Raw genomic sequence first — 23578 nt, forward strand, 5'->3', positions numbered from 1 at the left:
ACGAATCGCATCGCTCTACTTTTTATTCTCAGATGCTTTTTTCGTTTCACTACTTTCAGGACTAGTCTTTTCCTCTTTTGCTCCTGGAGATGGATTCGTTTTTTCTTGATTGTCAGTTTTCACATTGTCTTGTGTATCTTCCGCATGATTGGTTTCCTGAACCGCTGCTGGCTCGGTATTTTCCTCGTTCAACGACAAATCTAGCCCGTACTTTTCAGCATAGGTCTGATATTGTTCTTGATAGTGTGAAACCTTCTTTTCCCGTTCACTGCCACTAAGATTCGGATCATTTTTGGCCTTTTCTATTTGCTTAATCAGGCCATACATAATTAACTGCGGGTCATCGATATATTTGGCAAGATCAATGGTACGGTCAAAGTCACCGCGGCCATTATAGATCCAATACAATAAGTAATTAGGATCGCTTTTTATGCTGATATTTTTTAAAATTGCCTTTTTTTGTCTATCAGCTAGAGGCTCTGATTCAATATAGGAATAGGCAAGAACATATTTGCTTGTGTCTGGCAGCTTTTCTGGCGTTTGACCGTCTAAATCATTAATGACGCCGCCGTAATCCATTGCTAAAAAATGGCGGTGTGCTTCTAATAAATGTCCTTGAAAAGGAATCTTGACAAAACCTAAATACACTAGCGGCACTGCCAATAAGACCGATATAGCAATCATGGTAAAGGCTAGTCGTTTAAACAGGCGAAATTGTTTTTTCGGGACAATTTGAAGATTTTTTTCTGCTGCTTTTTTCTCTTCTATGTACTTTTCATGTAAAAACTGAATTAATGAGTCAACATCCTCCATCTCACTCACTTGACGTTCAAACTCGGTATCCTTTGCCTGTTTTAGCGAACCAGCATATAGCTCATCAAAACTATATTTTTTCGAGAACATGGCGATTATCAGACATTTGTATTGGAGAATGAATTTCTTTTCATCAAAAAGATACGGGGGGATTAAATCCCGGATACCTCGATACACTAAGGATGGACTTAGATTATCATCAACAATCAGGTTATCCGGATGCAGGAAGAAAGTCATACGTGTAGATAGACAGTTCTTGAAACCAGCTAGGTTGCATAATAAGCGCAGTTTATCTTTTCTGTCCAGTTTACGTATATCCTCCCAGGTTTTGGATTGGGGATTCACGGAATAAGTAAAGATAAAATAGTCATCTTCCTCTTCCACCATAGCGGGTACAAACATTCTCGAGTCGTCATTGATCAGGGCCATTTGACGAATGTCTTTAACGCGTGTTTGTGACTTTGGCAGTTGAAGCTGCCATTTATCCGTATTTATGAGGAAATGGAGATGAAGAGACTCCATTTCAATCTTTTTTTCATTCATGGTATTTAGACTCCTTTAAGCTATAAAACTAGCAGTATATCGCCATTTGTAACCGGGTAATCTGCAAGGCGGTCATCGTCTGCAAGCAGCAGCTCCTTTTCGGCAACCTTAAGTGCAAAGATGGCCGGCTTTTCAATATCCAAATTCAGTGCTTCATTTAAATTGACAAGCAGTTGTTTAATAGGTTGGTGCAAAGGGATACGAACATCATATCTCCCTTTGCCCCACTTACTAAAATCAACTGTTACGTTGATATGTGTTTCTTTGGCCATCGTCTTCTCCCTCTATTCAAGCATTCTCCTCATCATGACATAGATGCCGCCGCAGCTGGCCAGAACAAATCCGATAAGAACAGGCAGCCCTTTATTTTCTCCATCATTCTGTTCTTCGTTGGACATGTTCGTGTATTGAACTGTATAATTTCGTGCAAAAAGAGCGTTTTTCGTGTCATTTAAGGTGGTATTCACGCTGCTTGGTTCAACAAGAAGCTTTTGTTCCATGTCCTTGGTTTGTTGATTTAATTCAGATTGTTTGGTCTGAATGACCGCCCGAGTTTGTTCCTCGAACAAATCGGGCGCCATTTTCTCTAATTCTGTTTCTTTATTAAACTGTTGATCTAGTTTCTCTCGATTCGCTGCATCCTGGCCAATACGGTCCGTTTTTAATTGCATTTTCCCGTTATCATCAGTGGTAGATTCCGCCCATGCCGAGGTGGATAGAAATAGGCAGAAACCTAGAAAAACAATGAGTGTACTAAAGGTTTTCACTAACTCCTTCATGCGTAACCTCCTCACTCCCTAAAAAGCGGTGTACAACAAATAAATGGCCTATGACACTTGTCACACATACAACTATTAAAACGATGATTGTCAGCTGATCATTGGTCGTCGTACCGCTGCCAAAGTTCGTTAACCATGTCTCAATATATTGCAATGGCGAGTAATCCTTTAATTTCGCAGCAAAAGAGGCTTGATCGAACTGAAGGCCGATGGCTTTGGTTAAGAACAAGTACAAACTTAAAATCACCAAGAGGATGAACATACCTGCCATCTTCAATTGACGCAGCAGGTAGGCAGCGACAAGAACAATTGCTGTCATAACCAGGGTAATCATTCCGACCCAAGTCATGAATTTCTCATCACTAATCTTTAGTAGATTGGCAGACAATAGCCCAATGATTAGTCCTTCTACCAGCCCCAAGCTGACTGTAAGCATGGTAATCGCCGTATTCTGCCCCAATAAGGAACGCTCCTCTACAAAAGAATCCTGACTATGCTTTTTTCTTTCATTATTAGCTAGAACATATGCTGAAAATAAAGCAACAATGAAACAAATCAAAACAATGAAGTACGGGGTAAAGGTATCGCCATTTGCCATAATGACTCCGGCACTTTGGGTTTGTACAGGATTGGACAAGAAGTTTATGAGATTCTCATTTGGCCGCTCTCCAACTCTGCTGTTCGCAAGGACCCCGGCGAAATTGTTCGCAAAGGTTTGATCCTGAATGGCTTTCTTCGTTAAATTATCGGAAAGATCCCCTGCCTGCTTCACTAAAGTAATCCCGCTTGCCTGAATATCCTTTGCCAGATTATCAATATCATCAAAGGTTTGATACACATGATCTGCCGCATTTAGATTATTCTTGGATTGATCCGCTAGCGACTGACTTTCGGAAAGTAGAGATTTAAACTGGGTATCCAGTGAAAGCGATGCCGTCTGTTCATTCAAACTATTTTCGATCATTTTGGTTTGGGTATCCTGCAGCTTCAAGCTTAGCTCACGCCACGCGGAAACGTCCTCTAAGGTCTTCGACAGATTTTCATTCTGAAGCTCAGCCTGTTCCATCGTTTTGTTTATCATTTTTGCCATTTCCGTAGAATCGTCGTTTGCCTTATTCACGAGCTGCAGGTAATTATCCATCTTTGCTTTTAATTCTTCCGTTTGCTGACGAACTTCCTCTGTAATCTGCTCTGCCACATAATTAGCTAAAATATCGACAATATCTTGCTTATTAAATAAATAATACAGAGAATCTTTTGAAGCCATATCAGTCAAACTAGTTTGATTCAACTGATCCATTAGGTCGGGACGATTTAACTGATCAAGCCCGATGCCAAAGTAAAGATCAAACTGTGATAGCAGCTTTTGATAATCACTAACTGTATCGCTAGCAGCATTCACTAATACACTGGTTGAATCTGTAACTAACGGTGACATAACTTGATGGATAATAAGATTATTGAAAATCAGTGGAATCGGATCTTCATCCTTTGGATTCTCAGGAGCGGGCTCACTTGGACTTTCACTAGTTGGGGTCTCCGTACTACTGTCCCCGCTGCTAGTAGTAGTATCCGTGCTCTGACTGCCTTCAGTTGACTGTGTTGATGGATCCGTTCCGCTCTCAGCTGGTGTGGCAGCTGTTTCACCATTATCAGCTGGTTTCTGTTCCGCTGCCGGTGTAGGTTCAGGAACTTTTGGATGTTCCGGCGTGTCAGGAACATCGGCATCCGTGATATCCGTTTGATCTAGCTTCCACTTCCAAGTGATGGGCTGGAAAACATCAATGTTTTGTCCCGATTCCTTTAATTTTACTTTTAAACGGACAGTGAAATTTCCTTCCTCTGTTTGCGGAAGGTTAATCTTCTTATTACCAATATACGAGCTGGTGTAATCCATTTCTTCACTGTGTGGCAATGTTAATAATACTTGAGCGACAGAGAAATTTTCTGGAATAGATAAGGTGAACCCCTGCTCCTTCTTTACATTTGCCGGTAATTTTACAGAGTCTGATATAGTTACACCATCCGTGATCAAACTTTTTTTAAGGTATTCAACTTGGTCTACCAAAGGAATACTGTCTGAGTCATGTTTTGGCGTATAGTTAAACTCACGGTTGTATTTGTTTGTTAATGCGATGATATTTTTAAGCTGGGTTATTGTTTGGTCTTTCAACGTCAGTCCGGTTATATCCCCTGCGTTTAAAGAAGGTAGCTTATCGATCTGCTTTTGAATCGTTTGACGTGCATTTTCATCCGGCTTTGCGAAAAAGTGGGTTAAGTACACACTCTGTTCCTTGCCGGAAGAATTCTTAATCTCATTTATAAGTTTTTGACGTGTCATCTCCTGCATGTCGGATGCTAATTGGTCTGCTATTTCAGTATCAGCGTTTTCCACTTTTTCCTTTGTAGACGCTAGGTAGTTTTGGAGTGCCGCAGATTGCGTCAAGATATTGGCCGTCTGGTCTTCTTTTGTATGGAATTGTTCATTAATCGCCTTGTTTGCCTCAATTAAGTGATCTAACTGCTGCTGTACATTGCTGTCATTCATCTGACTGTTAAATTGGCCAAGGTCTTTTGTAAAGTTCTGTGAAATTAGTCCGTTAGCAGATTGCAGCTTCGTAAAGTCTGTAATGCTGGATTGATACAAATTCCCATTTTGGACACCCTGGCCAAGACCACCCTCAAATTCTTTTAAAATATCCTGCAAACCTTTGAAACTATCCCTTGATTGTTGAGTATCATTCTGAACCTGACTGAATTGGGTTGTATAGCCCGCTAACGGTCGATGGATGGAATCATTATAAATATTGGTATATAATTGCTCTTTTTTCACCAGTGAGGCAATATTGTCTTGGGCATCATGCAAGTTGCCGATCACACTGGCAAAATAAACATCGATAATCCGGCGATTAAATTCGCCTAGGATTGAGCTTGCTGTTTTTTCTGCTTTCGCTTTTAAATTACTGTTATCGGATGCATTAATTTTATAATTGAGTAAGACCTGATCAGGTGATTTTGAATCAATGGATAATGCTTTTTGCGTAAAGTCATTCGGGATGACAATCATCATATTGTACACATTCCGCTTTACGCCGCTTTCTGCCACCCCGCGGCTGACAACATACCAGTCATGCTGGTCATCTTTTTCGATATTCTTAATAAATTCGTTGCCGAATTCATAGTTCTTACCGTTGAATTTTGCCCCTTGGTCTTCATTGACCAAAGCAACACTCATCTTCTGCTCATCTTTGTTATTTTTGCTTTTTGATGCTTGATCTAACGCCAGGTAAGAGCTCCCCGACATAAGAACAAGCACAAAAATCAGGAATAACAAGACACTCCGCTCAACCTTTTTCATTCCATCAACCCCTGAAATTTGCTATATGTATATAAATGAATCATTGCTTTACGTAGATCGAGTAAACAATGAACAAAGCCACACAACGATTGTCGCGTGGCCTTTAACTAGATGGCTCAAGGTCTAATATTTATATATTTATCTACTAGATAAATATATTATTGCAAACCAAAGTTTTGTGATAATTGCTCATCATGTTGAGCCACAGCATCTGCAGTTTTGTTCAATTGTGTGTTAATATCTTGCATTAATTGAGCAAAGTTTTGCACTTTTGGCTTTAACTGATTAAATTGATCGTCAAATCTTTGGAACGCACGGCCTTCCCACTCACCGCGAAGTTCATTTTGCAGATTAGTAAGTTCTCTTAGAATTTGTTCAATTTGCTGTGCACTTTGGCCATAACGAGTCGCTTTTGATTTTAGCTCCTCTGGGGTCATACGAATTTGTCCAGCCATTATTTCTCCATCTCCTCTACCTTTTGTTTGCCTAAAGATAATAGACATATTTTTTTATCATAAAAATCATGATAAACATATTCAGAATATATCTGTGGTTTATGTACTTCTCTTCTCTATTACTTTGGAAGTAATTCCCTTATATCTATATATCACAGGATAGATAATCGGACAAATTAGCGGTGTAATCATTTGGAAATAATGGTAGGACTTTGTTTCTAGCTTTACTTTGAAACTAGGATTTTTTCAAAGCAAACACAAGAAAAACAGTTCGTTTTAACTATGACGATAGGTTTAATAAATAGGGTTAATTAGAGGTAATATTACAAATTTTAGGAGCTATTTACTGTTTTTTACATAATGTTGTCGGATGGACGATTCTTTTGGTTACAAAAAAAGAGACTGGGTCATAACTAGTTTCGATAAGTAAAGCGATGCTCGTTTAGGCATCGCTTGTTTGTAGATATTTATTTGCAAGACCTACTCACTCCATCTAAATTGGGTAGTGAATCAAGAGTTTTGATCTAGTAGGTTCACTTTATATCATGAATTTACCTTAAAAAACATCCATCCTCTTCACTTCGTTTTGTGATGAGATGAATATTTTTCCATTATAGAGTACCCCTTGTTACTTGCTCGATTAATACTGACATGTTTTTTTCTACCCGTTTTGCATGGTGTCCCAATTGTGTAATCGCCTTAGATTGATTTTCGGATAACTGATAGGCAATATCTTGGAATTCCATTTTCATACTATTAAGAATACTTAATGCAGCTTTATTATAAAGAATCACTGCCTCATACTGAGTGCCATTAAATATGGCTAATTCTATGTAGGGCTTAAAGGCTTGTATGATCTGTGGAAATTTATCCCGCAATCGATTCACCAGTTTTTTTAAATGATCCATTGTATCAATGGCTGATTGCAAATAGGAATCAATATGGGATATGTATGCCCTTAGCTTGTTATCAAATGATACAAAAGGAATCCTAATCATATTAACGTCTAATTTGATAACCTTTATTATTATTTGTGCTTCATACAATAAATCCAGTACCTGACCTGCTGCTGTTTCAATATGTAATAATATTGGGTCAAGATTAGCATTTGTACTTGAAGCAAAGCGGTTATAATTCTGTTCCAATTGACGCCGGCGAATATCCATCCCTGATTTCAAGTAGTTAGATGGCTTACAGTCTGCATGGATAGTAGGAGTTACTTCCATTGCTGCAGCATTTGGAATGGTTCCTGTCCTATTCTTAATGGCATTACCAACGGCTGTATCTACCATGTCCATTTTCAACCTGACATCTCTAGTATGGGTTTGAAAATTCGTTACATCATCCATTACGATTTTATTATTGGCTTCTATTACTAGATAGTGGGCCTTTAATTCATCTACCACTCCATCTAAAAAGCCATTATCCACACCTCTGACCAAAAGGGGAATCGAGTGGGATCTAATGTACATTAAATATTCTTCCATGTCTAAAAAGGCTGCAGTCAAGTTGCCCAAGCAAGAGGGAATTTCCAAAATAGGATTTAATAAGCGGCTAAGGTTGCTTTCTATCACCGTAAAGGCTTTGTCCACGATAGGAGCCTGTAAGAAAGCCCTGATTTTTTCGATCACTAAGGCTTCGACCGGATGAACTTTTTTATAAATAGAACTCTGTGCTCTGTCAGCTTCAATCATGTCCAGCATTAGTTTCGTTACACCATTCTGCTTGAGCAATTGATCAAAATCAAATTGAAGCGTGGTTTTTCGGTCATCTAAATGTCTTCCCTCTGTTTCTACTGTATCAATTGATTTTCTTAAATAACTAAAAGACTCTTTACATGCGGCTAAAACCCTGGTATCCATAGCGGTAACGAGTTGGTCCATACTGTTCTTATCAATCTTAATTTTCTGACCAGTACCAACAGATGACCCTTTCAGTCCTTTTCCTGTCCAAACACTGGTTGGAATGGCGTAATCGGCTAAGAATTTTATTTGCCCATAGGATTTTGTTCCTTCTTCACCAATTGTTACTTTATCGACGATTGTTCCAGTTTTTTCATCTGTGACATATCCTGTATGATTGCTGGCGAAATATTTAAGCCAGCTTATGCCAAAATCTAGTTTTATATTTTTACCAGGCAGACGATCTCCGTAACCACCGGCGGTTTCCCCTAGAGTTAGGGGATCATAGAGTCCGCAATAATTGGTAATATTAACAGTTTTATTTTTCGAATACCCGCTTTCCTTTAACACGCCCTCCGGCACCAAAGCTGGATCCAGGGTTACAGATGGGACGCCAGTGAGAAGAGATACATAGTTTGCTAAGCCACCGCCCAACGAGTTTCCTGCTACATGGTCAACATGCCCGTATCTATTATTTACTTCATTAAAGTATTCTTTTGCTGCTTTATATTGATCCGGGGTTGCATTTGATAATACCAAGCTTCCATCCGTGAGTATATCTTGGTTGTTATTCTCGGGTTGCGTGCCTTCGAAAATGATAGAAATTTCTTTTGTAAGTATATTTTGAACAACCATAGCATCAAGACCAGTGTGGCTTGTATTATAATTCGTTTCCAAGACACGATATGGATTTTCCAATTTTAATACGTTCTTTTCTTTTGGATGCAAATACACATAATACCCGCTCAATTGAACTAAATCTGGATCAGTAGTTTTTGAAATTCTTACATTTGTATCAGCCATTTAAATCTCACCTTTATGGTTTTACAATAATATCTGTTTTACCAGTAATTGTACCCTTGTGACTTTTTGCGGTCCCTGTACGTTTTAATACTTCGTTACTTTGTATAAATATCCCATAATTTCCTGGCGGTAATCCTGTTGTTTGATTAAACTCACGTATAATATCATCTGCCATTTTTTGATTAGGATTATCGTATCTTTTCTTTATATAAAAAGTTAAACTAATTTCTAATGTATTAAAATCTTGCTTAAACAGATCGCTGCTTATTAAATTATGTACCTTATCTTTTGAGATTGTATGATCAACTGTATATGCATTATAGGCATTTGGAAAGAATGAATCTAGTGTACTGGTATAATAGAATGGTGTTGAATAACCTGAATCCATGGTATTGTTTACAGCTTCTTCCCGCATTCCCATTACTGGATATTTCTTTGCAATCTGTTCACAGAATGTATCCAAGTTTTGAAACTCCTTTTCATATGCCATTACATATAGTCCAGATGTAATGGCACCCTCCACAACTCCTTCGTACGCCCCAACGTCGCCGACTTTTTGGTTTTGTAGGTCAACACCTACAATAACGGATGTATGAAATTTGGGTTCTTGCCTTGATTCCACAAAGGCGACCACAGCATTTTTTGCTCCCACCAAATTGTGAACCTGCACATTCAATCCATATTTATCCCTGAAATATTGATTTACCTTATCAATAATTTTCTGACGGTGCTTTTTGGCAAATTCTCCTGTTTTGTCACCGTTATTAAACGAGTAACCTTGACCGGTATAGTCCTGAACCGGCATATACCCATCTTCAGCATTTTTTTTATCAACCGTTTCATTACTCATAAAGCTGCATCCTCCTAATAAGAGAGTCATGCTAATTAGAATGACCCAAAATATCTCCCTATTTTGCCGCATGTTTCCACATCCTAATATGTATTAATCGCTAGTATTATGGTAATTCTTTTACAGTTCAAACTAAATACAACAAAAGTACTGAATGGCACATATTACTTAATTACTACTTTTTTGTATTAATAAAGACTTATAAAAATTGCCTGTTTCTCGACTCGAAGATTTATCGAATATCAGATCTATTTTTCAGATGATTTAATACATGCAAATGGCCCAACTGCTGGAATGAGCCAAATTGTTATATACTACAAGACTGTTACCCAAATTTTCATTCATATTAATATGAAAATATTGTTTAGGATGCCGATAAACTTTTGCCCCCCAATAGCACTAAATCTTGGTCAGACGTATGTTGTTTTTTTACGTTTACACTATTCATTTAATCATCTCACTTTTTTGGTTCAATAATAATATCATCTACTCCTGGTGTCGTCCCTTCAAATTTTTTTTCGGTTCCAGTTCGTTTTAAAATGTCATTGCTTTGAACAAATATTCCATAAGTTCCTGGAGGGACTCCCTGAGTATGTTTAAACATGTCAATTATTTCATTAGCTACTTTTTGATCTGGTAAGCTATGTTTCTTTTTCATATAAAAGGTTAAAGATATATTCATATCATCTTTTTTAAAAGTTTTTTCTTCTATTAGATTACGGTAATCTTGATTTGAACTATTGGTTTTTTCGACAAATGCATCATAGGCGTTAGGATAAATTAATTGAGACGTGCTTGTATAATAGTATTGTGTTGTATAACCCGAATCCATCGTATTATTCACAGCCTCTATCCTCATTCCTATTACTGGATATTTTTCTGCAATTTGTTCACAAAATTCATCCAAGTTTTGGAATTCTTTCTCATATGCCATTACATAAAGGCCTGATGTAATCGCTCCTTCAACTTTCCCTTCATAAGCCCCAACATCACCAACTATATTATTCTGCAGGTCAACTCCTACAATAACAGATGTATGGAATTTAGGAATTTGCTTTGATTCCACGAAGGCGACAACAGCATTTTTTGCTCCAACCAAACTGTGAACCGTCACGTTCAGCCCGTATTTTTCCATAAAAAAATGATGTACTTTATCAATAATTTTCTGACGGTGCTTTTTGGCAAATTCGCCTGTTTTTTCGCCATAATTGAACGAGTACCCTTGACCGGTATAGTCCTGAACCGGCATATACCCATCTTCAGCATTTTTTTTATCGCCCGTTTCATTACTGATAAAGCTGCATCCTCCTAATATGAGAGTCACACTAATTAGAATGACCCAATATATCTCCCTCTTTTGCCGCATGTTTCCACATCCTAATATGTATTAATTGCTAGTATTATGGTAATTATTTTACAGTTCGAACTGAATAGAACAAAAGTACCGAATGGCACATATTACTTAATTACTACTTAGTAGTATTAATAAAATCCTTATAAAAAAATGGCCTTTTTCACGACTCGAAGATTTATCGAATATCAGATCTATTTTTCCAGATGGGGTTTAATACATGCAAAATGGCCCAACTGCTAGAATGGGCCAAATTGTTATACTATAAGACTGTTACCAATATAAAAATATCGTTACGATGATATAAACACTTTTGCACCCCAATCACTAAATCTTAATCAAAATGTATGTTGTTTTTTACATTTACACTATTCATTTCATCATCTCACTTTTGTGGCTCAATGATAATATCATCTATTCCTGGGGTTGATCCCACATCTTTTTTTGAAGTTCCTGTTCTTTTTAAAATGTCATTACTTTCGATAAATACCCCGTAATTTCCAGGAGGGAACCCCTTACTTTGTTTAAACAATTCGATTATTTCATTCGCTATTTTTTTATCTGGTAAGCTATGTTGTTTTTTCATATAAAAAGTTAAAGATATTAGCATTCCCTTTTTATTAAATTTTGTTTCTTCTATTAAATTACGAAAATCCTGATTTGAACTGTAGTTCTTTTTAAGGAATGCATCATAGGCCTTTGGAAAGTCCAGTTCTGAAGTACTTATATAATAAAACGGGGTTGCATAACCTGTTACCCTTGTATTGTTCACTGCTTCTTCCCGCATTCCCATTACTGGATACTTCTGTACAATTCTTTCACAAAATGCATCCAGGTTTTGAAACTCCTTTTCATACGCCATTGCGTATAAACCGGTTGTGATAGCTCCCTCAACATCTCCTTCATAAGCTCCTACTCCGCCGACTTTTTGATTCTGTAAGTCAACCCCTACCATAACAGATGTATGAAATTTAGGATTTTGCTTTGATTCCACGAAGGCGACAACTGCATTTTTTGCTCCCACTAAATTGTGAACCGTCACGTTCAACCCGTATTTTTCCATAAAAAAATGATGTACTTTATCAATAATTTTCTGACGGTGCTTTTTGGCAAATTCGCCTGTTTTTTCGCCATAATTGAACGAGTACCCTTGACCGGTATAGTCCTGAACCGGCATATACCCATCTTCAGCATTTTTTTTATCACCCGTTTCATTACTGATAAAGCTGCATCCTCCTAATATGAGAGTCATGCTAATTAGAATGACCCAATATATCTCCCTCTTTTGCCGCATGTTTCCACATCCTAATATGTATTAATTGCTAGTATTATGGTAATTCTTTTACAGTTTGAACTAAATAGAACAAAAGCATCAAATGAACTATAATACTAAACTACTGCCTTCTGTATTATAAAAGGCTTTTGAAAAGCGCCTGTTTCTCGACTCGAGGATTGCTGGATTTATTTAATATTAGATGATCAGTAGTTTTTAAAATTTTTACATTTGTATCAGCCATCTATATCTCACCTTTTGGTTTTACAATAATATCAGTTATTGTACCCTTGTTACTTTTGCGGTTCCCGTACGTTTTAATACTTCGTTACTTTGTATAAATATCCCATAATTTCCTGGCGGTAATCCTGTTGTTTGGTTAAACTCGTGTTTAATTCATCTGCCATTTTTTGAACAGGGTATTCGATAAAAGGCTTTAGTAATTGATGATAGTACTTAATATTCTTTTCTGTCATATTTTAAATCGTCTGTCTGCTATAAAATCATCATATGCAAACTTTAAAAGTATATAAAAACCACCTCTCAGATTATTTTCTGAGAAGTGGTAGTTGTCTTACTAATTAATTGTGAGCAACACTATTTCTGTAAAAGAAGTGTTATACTGAATAATTCAAGGCTTTCTACTGACTTATTTAAAGTAGTTTAAAACCTTATTACATCATACCGCCCGTGAGTTTAGAGTGTGTAATATCGTTAACGACAGGTGCAAAAGGCACGGTAAAGGAATGTTTTGGATATTACTTGTTGTAACTTCTTTAACGCCTATTTACCAGTTTTTTATCGAATTGCGTTTAGCAAAATGTTAGCGTGTTAGTTTGTTTATACAATTAAAGTTCATACAATTTGATTATAAAGATCAAATAACAATTTGGGTAATTCTGGGTTTTTTGAGAGTTTTCCAAAATTGAAATATTCTTGGACAAACTGTAAATCTTCTTTTTCACAAGCTAATACAAAACATAAATAAAAAATGGAAATTCCACTCGTGATCGATTCCCAACGTTTCTCATGCATTGACAACCACTTTTCTCCAAGAGTTTTAATCATTTCTTTCCTTGATTCTAAGGATTCCTTCAACTTTTCGATCGTATCAATTCCAAAGAAACTTAGTTGATTAATTCTTTTTGCAATATATCTTTCATCAGTATAATCAACGGTAATTGCCTTCGTTATCATCATAAAATGTTGCTCGATTTCATTAACTATTTTTTCTTCCTGCAGAAATTCCTTTAATGAGATATTATCTATTAATAAATTTAAATTTTGGGATTTTATTTGTTCTTTAACTTCAATTGTATACTTTTTTATTTCTTCTTTTATTCTTATGAATTCGATATCTGCTAATTCCAATAAACCTGCGATCCTAGAGAACTTTCTTCTCATATCAACAGGAATTTCAATTGCACTCTTATATCCAATATCATGTTCAATTTCTGCCCATGCATGTTGCAAAATAGATCTTATTTGAATTTCAAAATTAATCTCATTAAACCTTGAATACTCAGGCAGGGATGCTCTTGGCTCTGTTAATTTAATAATATAATGGAGTGATGAGTAGCCAAAAGAGTCGAAATTTTTATTCCTTTTATCACATGAGTTATTTTCGTCTACATGAAACTGAGTTTTAACAATATTAGCAATTTTATCAACATCATCTTCAAAATATGTTATAACTCTTAGACCTAGAGTATCAGTAATTTTATCTAGACCCGTATATTTATCTTCTTTACTATCAATTTTCTTAGATAAACTATTCCTGTCTTTTACCCTTGATTCAATACCATGAATAGTAATCCCGTTTTCCCTAATCAAGGAAAATAATAAATCTCTCAATTTTTTCTCGTATTCCAAGTATATTATTTTCTTTTGGTCATATTCATTTAAAATTGCTTCTTTCAACACTCTTCCCCCCTCATCGAACTTAACCCTTTTCACTTTACCTTGGTGCGTAACAATCTTTGTCTCTCCGTGAACAGGTAGTTCGGTGAGTCTAGCATTCCGTTACACACAACAACAGCAAAATTCCCATTTTGCACCATTATATCAATCTCTAACTTCATTATACTATGATTATTATCTATTTCTATTAACCTTATTGGAACTCTTCAAATGCTCCTTCCATTTATTTTTATAGATTATTCATTGCCTCAACTCCTTAATCAAATAAAAAAGACACCAAATGCCGGTATAATACCGTTCATTCAGTATCCTACACCGGACTGGTAGAATTACTATTTAATTCATTCTTAAATCAAATGTACAAAAAATTTTCATTTTTCCAAATTTCAATAACATAAAAAAACCACTCCCCGTTGATAGGAAGTGGTTTTACCTATTGTTATTATTAGAAGAATGATTTAATACTTGCTAGGATTGTAAGAATACCGATGATAATAACAAAGATATTGCTTAATTTGCCTCTGTACTTAGCTAGTACAGGAACTTTACGGATAGCATACATTGGTAATACACAAAGGATTGCTGCAACTAGCGGACCGCTCAATCTATCAATTAGTCCAAGGATACTTGGGTTTGTATACGCAACATACCAGCATGATAATACTACAAAGATAAGAATTGATGTCTTAACTGTCTTTTCTTTGATGTTCATTCCACGTGCTCTGCCAGCCTCAAGAATCATGTCACGCATAACCTCATACGCTCCAACATAGTGTCCAAGGAAAGACTTTGTTATTGCTACAAATGCGATGATAGGAGCTGCAATTGTAATTAGATTTGAGTTTTGCTCATTCGCAAGATAAGACAGAATAGATAGATTTTGTTCTTTTGCCATAACTAAATCATTTGGAGTTAAGCTCAAGACACTGCTCCAAACGAAGAACATAACTACTGTGAAGGTCATAATATAAGTAACCTTTTGGATTTGCGCGCTCTTTGCGTCAACAGCTTCGATACCATAAGTTGCTCTCTGTTTGATAACAAATTGCGAAATGATAGGAGAATGATTAAATGAGAATACGATAATTGGTAGAATCATTAATATCGTTCCAAAAATTCCAGTTCCAGTTGAAGCAGTTGAAACACTTGAGAAACTAAGCATCGACGTATTCCACTGTGGAATTAACGATACTGCAATAAAAAGTAGAGAAGCGATAAACGGATATACAAGCATACTCATAAATTTCACTGTAATATCTTGTCCAAAATTTAAAATCGCTATTAGACCAAGTATTAACACAAGTGATAAGATCGCCCTTGGAGGCTCTGCCATGCCCAATTGATTCACCATAAAACTACTAGCTGTATTGGTAAGAGCTACTGAATACATCAACACAATCGTATAGATGGAAACAAAAAATACGATATTAAAAATGATACTTGCCTTTTTCCCGAAATACTCTCTTATCGTGCCTGTAATCCCCTCTTCAGCGGAGTTAGAAGCATAGATCATTTTAGCAAGTGCTCGATGTGAGTAGTACATGATTGGAAATGAAAGTAAAGTAATTAATAGTAATGAAAGTAAACCGCCTGCTCCGGCATTAATCGGTAAAAAGAGTACCCCTGCTCCAATTGCTGTTGCAAAAAGGCTCAAAGCCCATGTGGTATCTTGTTTATGCCATTTTTTCGGATCTGGATACTGTTTTTGTTCAGGTTGTTTATATTCGTAATCTAATTGTCTAGCGGTATTCCCTTGCATAATACAGTCCTCCTCGTAATATCTTATATTTTTTATTTTTAAAATAACTAACTACCCTTTAAAAGTTTGCTCAATATTTCACAAATTGTCAGCAAATGTTACCTCGGTATATGTTTGTCGCCGAAGATTCTACTTTTAATCGCAATTCCTGTCGGTGTTGCAGCAACTCCACCAAGACCTGTTTCTTTTAATTCACGAGGCATTTGCCTTCCAACTCTATACATCGCTTCAATGACTTCATCGGCATTGATCACATTTGTTACATCTGCTAATGCAATATCCGCTGCGACTAAAGCATTGGCTGTTCCGATGGCATTTCTTTTTACACAAGGTATTTCGACTAAACCAGCAACAGGGTCACAAACAAGACCTAGTAAATTTTGCAGTGCTGTTGAGAATGCTTCAGAAGATTGCTGCGGTGTTCCTCCTGCCGCTTCTACCGCTGCAGCTGCTGCCATAGCTGACGCACTTCCTACTTCAGCCTGACATCCACCGAAAGCTCCGGCAATACAAGCATTATTTGCAACAACCATCCCAAACAAAGCAGATGTGAAAAGAAAATGAATCATATCTTCGCGACTTAGGTTGAGTGTATCTTTAATACCAAATAGTACGCCCGGAATCGTCCCACTTGCACCTGCTGTTGGAGTCGCACAAATTGCCCCTAACGAAGCATTCACTTCATTCACTCCAATTGAGCTTTGGACTCCGTATACCATCAAATCACCAGAAAGTGTTTTCCCTTTTGATCGATAGTTCATTATCTTTACTGCATCTCCACCAGTTAAACCAGTTGGTGAAAATACACCGTCGCCTTCAATGCTTCTATTAATGGAGTTTTCCATTGTCGTTAAATTCTTTTCCATTTTGCTCCAAACCTCTTCGTAAGAAGCTTTGGTTATTTCCATTTCCTGTTCAATCATTAATGCATAAAGGGGCATTTGTCTCTTATTTGCTGCTTCGACAATTTCCTTTATTGATGTGTACATATCTTCTCCCCCCTGTTTTTAATAGAGAATCATAATATTCGCTAAGTTGTTTAAGCTTTCTAGTTCTTTCTGAACATTTTTTGACAATAACATATCTAAAGCAAACGCATATAAATACTTCTTGCTTCCTTCTAAATGATAATAGTCGTTTACTTCTACTTCATATTTCTTAAGAATTCTGCGTAACATGAATTCAATATCCGTATCTTCAGAAATGGCGATAACAATTGGCAGTGACCCCATTAGTTTTAATTGGAAACCACCTACCTCAATCTCTTTCACTTCAATTAATCCGCCGCCGATCGAAATTCCGAGTGTTCGAATACTTCGACTATCATCTTCCAAATAAACATCTGCTGTATTTGGGTGACCTGCTGGACTTTCCCCTGGAATTTCAATAAAAGTAATATCAATGCCTTTGGCTTCTGCTATATTAATCGCATCTGGTACCCTGCTGTCATCTGGAGCAAACCCTAATATTCCCCCAATAATGGCAAAGTCTGTTCCATGTCCTTTATGAGTTTCCGCAAAGGACTCGTAGTACTTGACGACAACCTTCTTCGGAAGACCTTGAAATAACTTATTTGCTACAGCACCAATTGCTAAAGCTCCTGCTGTATGTGAACTGGAAGGACCGATCATAACCGGACCAATCACATCAAAGCAACTTTTGTACTTAACTGCCTTTTTTTCTTTAATAGGTGCCAACCCTATACTCATAAGAGTACCTCCTTAAATTTGGCCCAAATGGAGTTTCATACAGCGCTTTTAACCATTCGGACTCTAGCAGACATTAGAATGAAGATGTTAGAAAACGCTTCCAGACCCCTGCAAAAAAATTTATTTTTCTGTAAAACTATTACCTTGTTAATAGAAATAATTTATTACAGTAATTATTTTTTATTATCACATGCAAAATATATCATGCCTTCTAACCTATGTCAACGCAATAATAATAATAATCTATTATTATAAAAAAAATTTATTATATAACCTTGGAATATTTCATAAGTTTGATATAATCTAATTGAACTATAAAAAAATAGGGATAATTATACCAATTTTCCCCTACTATCCATTATCTTGATAGTAATATAAATCAAGCGTAACCAAGCGAACAGTATAACTAAAACGCTTTCAATAAAAATTTAAATAATAGCAAAAGAACTCTTGTTTATTGGAAAAGGGCTATGTAAGGAGGAGTATTGATTGGAGAAAGAGTTATTTCGGCACTATCAAAATATCATGAATTACTTCGGAGCAATTTTAGGATCTAATTATGAATTTGTTTTACATGTCTTAAAACCTGAGGGTGGTTCTCAGATTGGTCACATCGTCAATGGAGAATTAAGTGGCAGGACACTGAATGGGCCTTTAACGGATTACGCCAAAAAGCTTATCAGCGAAAAAGTCTATTTAGAGAAGGATTTCGTTACAGATTATGTTGGAGAAGGGCCGCGAGGAAAAAAGTTCCGTTCATCTACTCTGTTTATAAAAGATTCTAAAGGTGTATTACAGGGTCTGTTATGTATAAATTTCGATGCAGACGTCTACCGCAAAGTCGCAAAAGACGTGTTAAAGTTAGTTAATCTAAGCCTTGATATTGAACATATCGAGATGAAAACTGAACAAGAGCAGCCAGTTGAACGACTTCACGATAATGTTAGTAATATCATTTATACTGTAATCGATAAAGATATCCTAGAATCAGGTGCCCAATTATCACCAGATCAAAAGAAACTGGCGATAGCAAAGTTAAAAGACTATGGGGTATTTGATATTAAAGGTACCATAAATGAAGTTTCTGATATAATGGGAATGTCTGAATCAAGTGTTTATCGTTACCTTCAGATGGTATCACGAGATTATTCAATGCAAAAATAACTAAAGTATAATAATAGGTACAAAATTATCTTGGTTAAACCCAACTAATGATAATTCAAACATATTGGAAAAGATTTTGATAATTGATCTTCTGCAATCTGGGCGCTTTTCTAAAATAAGGAAAGCGCCTTTCATTATGAAATGGGCCATATTCTTAAAGAATAATGGTGACTCCAAATAATTCTGGTCTGCTCTAGGAGATAAAATGAATCCGAACTTAATACTTTCATGGTTAGCAACAAAATTGCTTTCAAGTATTGCACTTTAATTATTATCCAGAGGGCTTTTCGTCTTTTCCTCCTTAAAAGAATGTAAACTCCATTCTCTTTGTTTATCTGACAGCCCCCATGGTTCGTGTTGTAACATCTATTGAAGTATTGATCGTTGCTTCTCCTAAGGCTTTGCCCCAATGGTCCTGAACTTGTTCATATTGCTTATTTTGATAGGCTCTTGCATATAAACCTAAGCCAATTGGATCAATATTATGTTTTTGGATTTTCTTTATTAATTGGTCAAATTGTATTTTCAGTTGTTCTTCTACCATTTCTTCTAGTTTGTCATTATTATGACTCATATTAATTGGAGATAGACGCTCCGTTATTTCCATGAACATTTTTACGTGAATGTCGAATGTAAATTTACCATGATTATACCCTGTATGAATTTTTGTTTTTACGTTACGAGCATTAAAGCTTAACATATTTCTGTAGATTGTGTTCTCCTTTTTCCCATATACAATAGGGAGGGTAAAACTAAAATCAACATTCTCTCCTTTTAATATTTGTAACAAGGTTGTTTCTTGAGGATTAAGCGAAGTGCTATACCCTCCTTTCTCGTTTAATAATGTACTGCCTGTTATTGTTATTTCTTTCTCCAGTTTAATGTTAGGGATGCTGGGAGTGAGACCTTTGTCAAAAATCTGCCGATGCAGATCCTGGAGCGTTGTTTTTATAGTTTCACCCTTTTCATTTGAAGTATCGATCATGGACTTTAAATATATTGGGGTGATTGGTTTATCTTTAGCATTAAAAAGCATAATCTCTGAAACAGGACCATCTACTATTATTATTCTAGGATTGACTGTAGCTTTAGTATCGCGAAAAAAAACATCTAGTAAGGAAAGCCAATTTGGATCTTGGAGCAATTTTTTCCCAATAAGTAGAACCTCAAGTTTTGATCCAACAGAGACACCAGAGCTGCGAACGTCGAATTCCTTTCTAGATTGCCGAATTGTTTTGGCCCTGACTTCAACTATTTCTTCTTTTTCTTTTGCTTCTTTACTGAATACAGGACTTGATTCATAAAATTCCACATCATTTTCTTTATTCAAATCTATTCCAAACGCTAAGTGAAACATTATATCCTCCATGTATGGCGGTGGTACCATTCCTGATGGAAGGATGATTAGGGAAAATAGTAATAGAAAAAGACCAATCAACCTCTTCATTTGATAAACCTACCTCGGATACGCTCATGGATACTTAAGTAAATCCACAAAAACAATGGGATTATATATATGAAGGGAAATGCAATTTTCGCGCTCAACCCTTGCAACAGGTCATTTTGATTAAAAGTAGGAATAACAAAATATATGATCACCACCATCAACAGTAATAATAGAAGCAAGTGTTTGCTATGATTCTGTTTCCCGAATAGCCAACTTGTACAGAAAACAGCACCATAGATATAAGGCATCCATGCCCTAGAAAGAACCAACAAGTAAAACGCAAGAAAAATAATTTCCATTCTCTCTAAAAATCGAAACTCCACGACTTTTAATATACTTAAAGTAGGTTCGTTAAATTGAGTAATTTCGTCGGGACTAAAGAAGGCAAAACATACAAGAGTTATAAATAAAAATACGAGCATTGATAATGAATTGGCGATAATAATGCCTACGGAAGCCTTTTCCTTATTTTGTAAGAATGGATATAGCAAAAACACGATTTCAAAGCCGAAAAAAGAATATGCAGTAGTTTTAGTTGCTAACAGCACCTTCTTCATATCTTTGAACAGTGGGAGAAGGTGAATCCAGTGATGGTTTCCCCACAAGGCTAACCAGTAGAAGAAAGGCATCCATAATAGGAGGAAAAAAACGAGTTCTGCGTAACGACCGATGATACGAATTCCACTACGAGCAATAGTATAGGTAGGGATCGCGAATAAAAACATAAGGACATAACCAGCTACTCCCGGCAAAATCCATATTTGAATAAATAGGATTGAACGCTGAAAAATGAGAAACGCACTATAAGCGAAATACAGGGCAATGAAAAGGGCAATAGCTTTTCCTGCCCACTTTCCAAAATACTTTGTAATTAAATCGATTAGTGTCCCTTCAGGATATTTCTTCATTATTTGAATAATGACTAGACTTGCTACAATAGATGCTATCCAGCCAAAGATGATAATGATCCAACCATCCGTACCTGCCTTTTCTGCCAAGATTCGTGGGAGTTGCAGTACACCGATGCCAACTTGTGCGCCATGTATTAAAAAAATATATTGCGTTAATGTAATCTCATTGTAAGCATACTTTTTCATTTTCCACCCTCCCGAGGATCATTGGAGCCTTGTTTCACTGCCTGAATCGCTCTTGTGCTCAAAGGACGACGGGACATTTTCCAGAGTGGAACACGCAAAAAACTATCCTTCCAATCGGATAAATAGATTGGAGTAAATGGACTGCTGTATGGAATACCCAGCGATTCCAAAGAAATAAGATGTCCAATCAAAATGATTAAACCAATCACAATACCTACAATTCCAAACAAAGATGCAAGAAACATCATAGGAAATCGCAATAACCGAATGGCTGAGCTCATATCATAATTAGGAATAATAAATGAAGCAATAGCGGTAGATGCGACAACAATAATCATCATGTTGCTGACAATCCCAGCTTGTACAGCAGCTTGACCGATTACAATAGCCCCTACAATCCCCACCGTTTGCCCTATGGGAGCAGGAAGACGTATCCCTGCCTCACGAAGCATTTCTAGTGCAATCTCCATAATAAGTGCTTCAATCAGTGGAGGAAAAGGCACCTCAGCGCGATATTTTCCTATGTTGAGCAACAATTTTATAGGAATTAACTCGTAATTAAACGAAATTAAAGATATATAAAGTGCGGGGAAAAAAATAGCCACGAAAAAAGCCAATAACCTCATTAACCGTATAAAATTTGCCGTTAGGAAACGTGACCCATAGTCATCCACATTGTGAAAAAAAGATATAAGTGTTACTGGTGCGACCAATGCTGCGGGAGATCCATCCACTATGACAATAAATCTTCCCTGTAAAATATGAGAGGCAGCCGCATCTGGCCGTTCCGTAGAGATAAGTTGCGGAAATGGTGAAAAGGAATTATCCTCAATGAATTCCTCTAACTCTCCTGCATTAAGAATCGCGTCGATATCTAATTGGCGGATACGATCCTCTAGCTCTCGCAATACCTCTGGGTGTGCAACATCTTCTAAGTACAAAATCGAAACTTTGCTCTTACTTCGGCGTCCAACTGTCATCTCTTTGATTTTGAGCTCACGGTTAGAAATATAACGGCGGACTAATGCGATATTTTTGCTGCTTGTCTCCCCAAACCCTTGATGTGCCCCTTTTAAAGAGGCTTCGAGCTGTGGATCTTCAATTGCTCTTTGTGGCCAACCTTGGGTGTCGAAGATCATTGCATCACTTCGTCCTTCTACTAACAATGCACTTTTACCTTGTAGAATACCGTTCTCAAGCTCTGTCCAATGGTTTATTGATCCTACGTGACCAATCGATACCGCTAAGTTAGGATTCTTCTTATCTTCAACGTCATAGATTAACGGGCGAAGGATATGTTCATGGACGGAGTCTGTATTAGTTAGACCCGCAAGGTAAATAAGGACCGCTTTCTCACCACTCTTCTTAATATCCAAGTGTCGTACAATTAAGTCAGGGGTATAAGTGAAAAGTGTATACAAATCTACAAGATTTTCGGATAGGGTTGTGCTTAACTTTTTATTTTGAATTTCGTTTACTTGTTTTTGAGGCTCATTTAATTTTTTTCTTGGTTTATTATGAAAAATCTTCATTTTGCCATCACCAATACGAAGGAAATTATTTTTATAGTTAACTACTTATGTAAATATTATTCAAGTACAGTTAAATTCAAACAGCCTCCAATTCATTTGAAGCAGCCCCGCCAATGGTATTTATCTTCAATTGTAGGTTTGGAATAAAGTTTGCATTTGATGATACCTATACCATTAAGTGTCTGGATTCCTGCTTTTCCTGTTTTTTTATAAAAATAAACTAATATCAATTATTCGCCTTTAAGGGATACTTCAGATCCTTTTGGGAACCGCATGGAATTGTTAGAGTGGGGCAAATAAATTTCAGAAGCTTTAGTCCAATATATTAGAGGGCGAATTCAGCATATTTTACAAAATTATTGTTCTTCCACAAACGGGCGCGATTGTTGAACATCAAAAGCCTAATTTCTTATAGGTTTGTAAGATTACTTAGATTCAATAATCAAACTAGCAAAAACCTGGTTATATGTCTGATACCCACTATTTGATAGTTTTGTATGGAATACTTTATGGATAGTTCTAAACGTTTATATCGGGAGTATATATGCACATAGAAAACCTTTAAATTATCCCTCCCAACTCTGGAGTTTTAATAAGAGGATTTGTTATTACGATAATAGTTGAGGAATATATTGAAGCAATAATAATTGAAAAGAGAGCTAATTCAGAAGACCTCTTAATAATCTCAATAATTTATATCGGTCACTTTTTCGGATACTGCAGATTACGTTACACCTTACAAATCCTTAAATATAAAGGATATAAAGTGTTTATTACATAATGCCGCCCACAAGGTGAGAGGGTGTAATATCTTTAACGTTAT

General features: G+C 36.5%; 18 protein-coding genes. 1 reads left to right on the top strand and 17 read right to left on the bottom strand.

Going from position 1 to position 23578, the window contains the following annotated elements:
* Nucleotides 1–15: 15 nt before the first annotated feature.
* From essB to sdaAB, 14 genes are all read right to left on the bottom strand, one after another.
* Complete coding sequence (essB, locus tag ACI3K6_RS21560; RefSeq protein ID WP_435556458.1) at nt 16–1356, bottom strand: type VII secretion protein EssB; 1341 nt, start codon at nt 1354–1356, stop codon at nt 16–18.
* Nucleotides 1357–1376: 20 nt separating this feature from the next.
* Nucleotides 1377–1628: an EsaB/YukD family protein gene (locus ACI3K6_RS21565; protein WP_335476050.1), complete on the bottom strand. Its 252-nt coding sequence runs from the start codon at nt 1626–1628 to the stop codon at nt 1377–1379.
* 12 nt (nt 1629–1640) lie between these two features.
* Entirely contained in the window at nt 1641–2135 is a 495-nt protein-coding gene (gene essA, locus ACI3K6_RS21570) for a type VII secretion protein EssA (protein ID WP_335476052.1), read from the bottom strand.
* The gene (gene esaA / locus ACI3K6_RS21575; RefSeq protein ID WP_435556459.1) at nt 2110–5493 is read right to left on the bottom strand and encodes a type VII secretion protein EsaA; all 3384 of its coding nucleotides are present in this window, start codon (nt 5491–5493) and stop codon (nt 2110–2112) included. The genes essA and esaA overlap by 26 nt, the downstream gene beginning before the upstream one ends.
* A 158-nt stretch (nt 5494–5651) precedes the next feature.
* The gene (locus tag ACI3K6_RS21580; RefSeq protein ID WP_335476056.1) at nt 5652–5948 is read right to left on the bottom strand and encodes a WXG100 family type VII secretion target; all 297 of its coding nucleotides are present in this window, start codon (nt 5946–5948) and stop codon (nt 5652–5654) included.
* Nucleotides 5949–6559: 611 nt separating this feature from the next.
* A complete protein-coding gene (locus ACI3K6_RS21585; RefSeq protein ID WP_435556460.1) occupies nt 6560–8653 on the bottom strand; it encodes an SA1320 family protein in 2094 nt (697 codons plus the stop codon).
* Between the two features lie 13 nt (nt 8654–8666).
* Nucleotides 8667–9503 (bottom strand): DUF1672 family protein, encoded by an 837-nt coding sequence (locus ACI3K6_RS21590; RefSeq protein ID WP_435556461.1) that lies wholly within the window; start codon nt 9501–9503, stop codon nt 8667–8669.
* Nucleotides 9504–9960: 457 nt separating this feature from the next.
* Nucleotides 9961–10869 (bottom strand): DUF1672 family protein, encoded by a 909-nt coding sequence (locus ACI3K6_RS21595; RefSeq protein ID WP_435556462.1) that lies wholly within the window; start codon nt 10867–10869, stop codon nt 9961–9963.
* Nucleotides 10870–11239: 370 nt separating this feature from the next.
* Nucleotides 11240–12148 (bottom strand): DUF1672 family protein, encoded by a 909-nt coding sequence (locus tag ACI3K6_RS21600; protein WP_435556463.1) that lies wholly within the window; start codon nt 12146–12148, stop codon nt 11240–11242.
* Between the two features lie 296 nt (nt 12149–12444).
* Nucleotides 12445–12603 (bottom strand): hypothetical protein, encoded by a 159-nt coding sequence (locus ACI3K6_RS21605; RefSeq protein WP_435556464.1) that lies wholly within the window; start codon nt 12601–12603, stop codon nt 12445–12447.
* Nucleotides 12604–12982: 379 nt separating this feature from the next.
* Nucleotides 12983–14047, bottom strand: coding sequence for a GTP pyrophosphokinase (locus tag ACI3K6_RS21610; RefSeq protein ID WP_435556465.1), 1065 nt, complete (start codon nt 14045–14047; stop codon nt 12983–12985).
* Between the two features lie 445 nt (nt 14048–14492).
* Complete coding sequence (locus tag ACI3K6_RS21615) at nt 14493–15806, bottom strand: aromatic amino acid transport family protein (protein ID WP_435556466.1); 1314 nt, start codon at nt 15804–15806, stop codon at nt 14493–14495.
* Between the two features lie 98 nt (nt 15807–15904).
* Complete coding sequence (gene sdaAA / locus ACI3K6_RS21620; protein ID WP_335477987.1) at nt 15905–16795, bottom strand: L-serine ammonia-lyase, iron-sulfur-dependent, subunit alpha; 891 nt, start codon at nt 16793–16795, stop codon at nt 15905–15907.
* A gap of 18 nt (nt 16796–16813) precedes the next feature.
* On the bottom strand, nt 16814–17515 hold the full coding sequence (gene sdaAB / locus ACI3K6_RS21625) for an L-serine ammonia-lyase, iron-sulfur-dependent subunit beta (RefSeq protein WP_435556467.1): 702 nt from the start codon (nt 17513–17515) through the stop codon (nt 16814–16816).
* A gap of 489 nt (nt 17516–18004) precedes the next feature.
* Here sdaAB and ACI3K6_RS21630 point away from each other — a divergent pair, with 489 nt between their 5' ends.
* Complete coding sequence (locus tag ACI3K6_RS21630) at nt 18005–18679, top strand: helix-turn-helix transcriptional regulator (protein ID WP_435556468.1); 675 nt, start codon at nt 18005–18007, stop codon at nt 18677–18679.
* 331 nt (nt 18680–19010) lie between these two features.
* Here the strand turns inward: ACI3K6_RS21630 and ACI3K6_RS21635 are convergent, their stop codons facing one another.
* Genes ACI3K6_RS21635 through ACI3K6_RS21645 form a run of 3 tightly spaced genes read right to left on the bottom strand, consistent with a single transcriptional unit; the run spans nt 19011 to nt 22755 of the window.
* The gene (locus ACI3K6_RS21635) at nt 19011–20126 is read right to left on the bottom strand and encodes a Ger(x)C family spore germination protein (protein ID WP_435556469.1); all 1116 of its coding nucleotides are present in this window, start codon (nt 20124–20126) and stop codon (nt 19011–19013) included.
* On the bottom strand, nt 20123–21223 hold the full coding sequence (locus tag ACI3K6_RS21640; RefSeq protein WP_435556470.1) for a GerAB/ArcD/ProY family transporter: 1101 nt from the start codon (nt 21221–21223) through the stop codon (nt 20123–20125). The genes ACI3K6_RS21635 and ACI3K6_RS21640 overlap by 4 nt, the downstream gene beginning before the upstream one ends.
* The gene (locus tag ACI3K6_RS21645) at nt 21220–22755 is read right to left on the bottom strand and encodes a spore germination protein (protein WP_435556471.1); all 1536 of its coding nucleotides are present in this window, start codon (nt 22753–22755) and stop codon (nt 21220–21222) included. Before ACI3K6_RS21645 ends, ACI3K6_RS21640 begins: the two co-directional genes overlap by 4 nt.
* Between the last annotated feature and the right edge of the window lie 823 nt (nt 22756–23578).

The organism is Neobacillus solisequens, assembly GCF_051233465.1.
GTDB lineage: Bacteria > Bacillota > Bacilli > Bacillales > Cytobacillaceae > Neobacillus.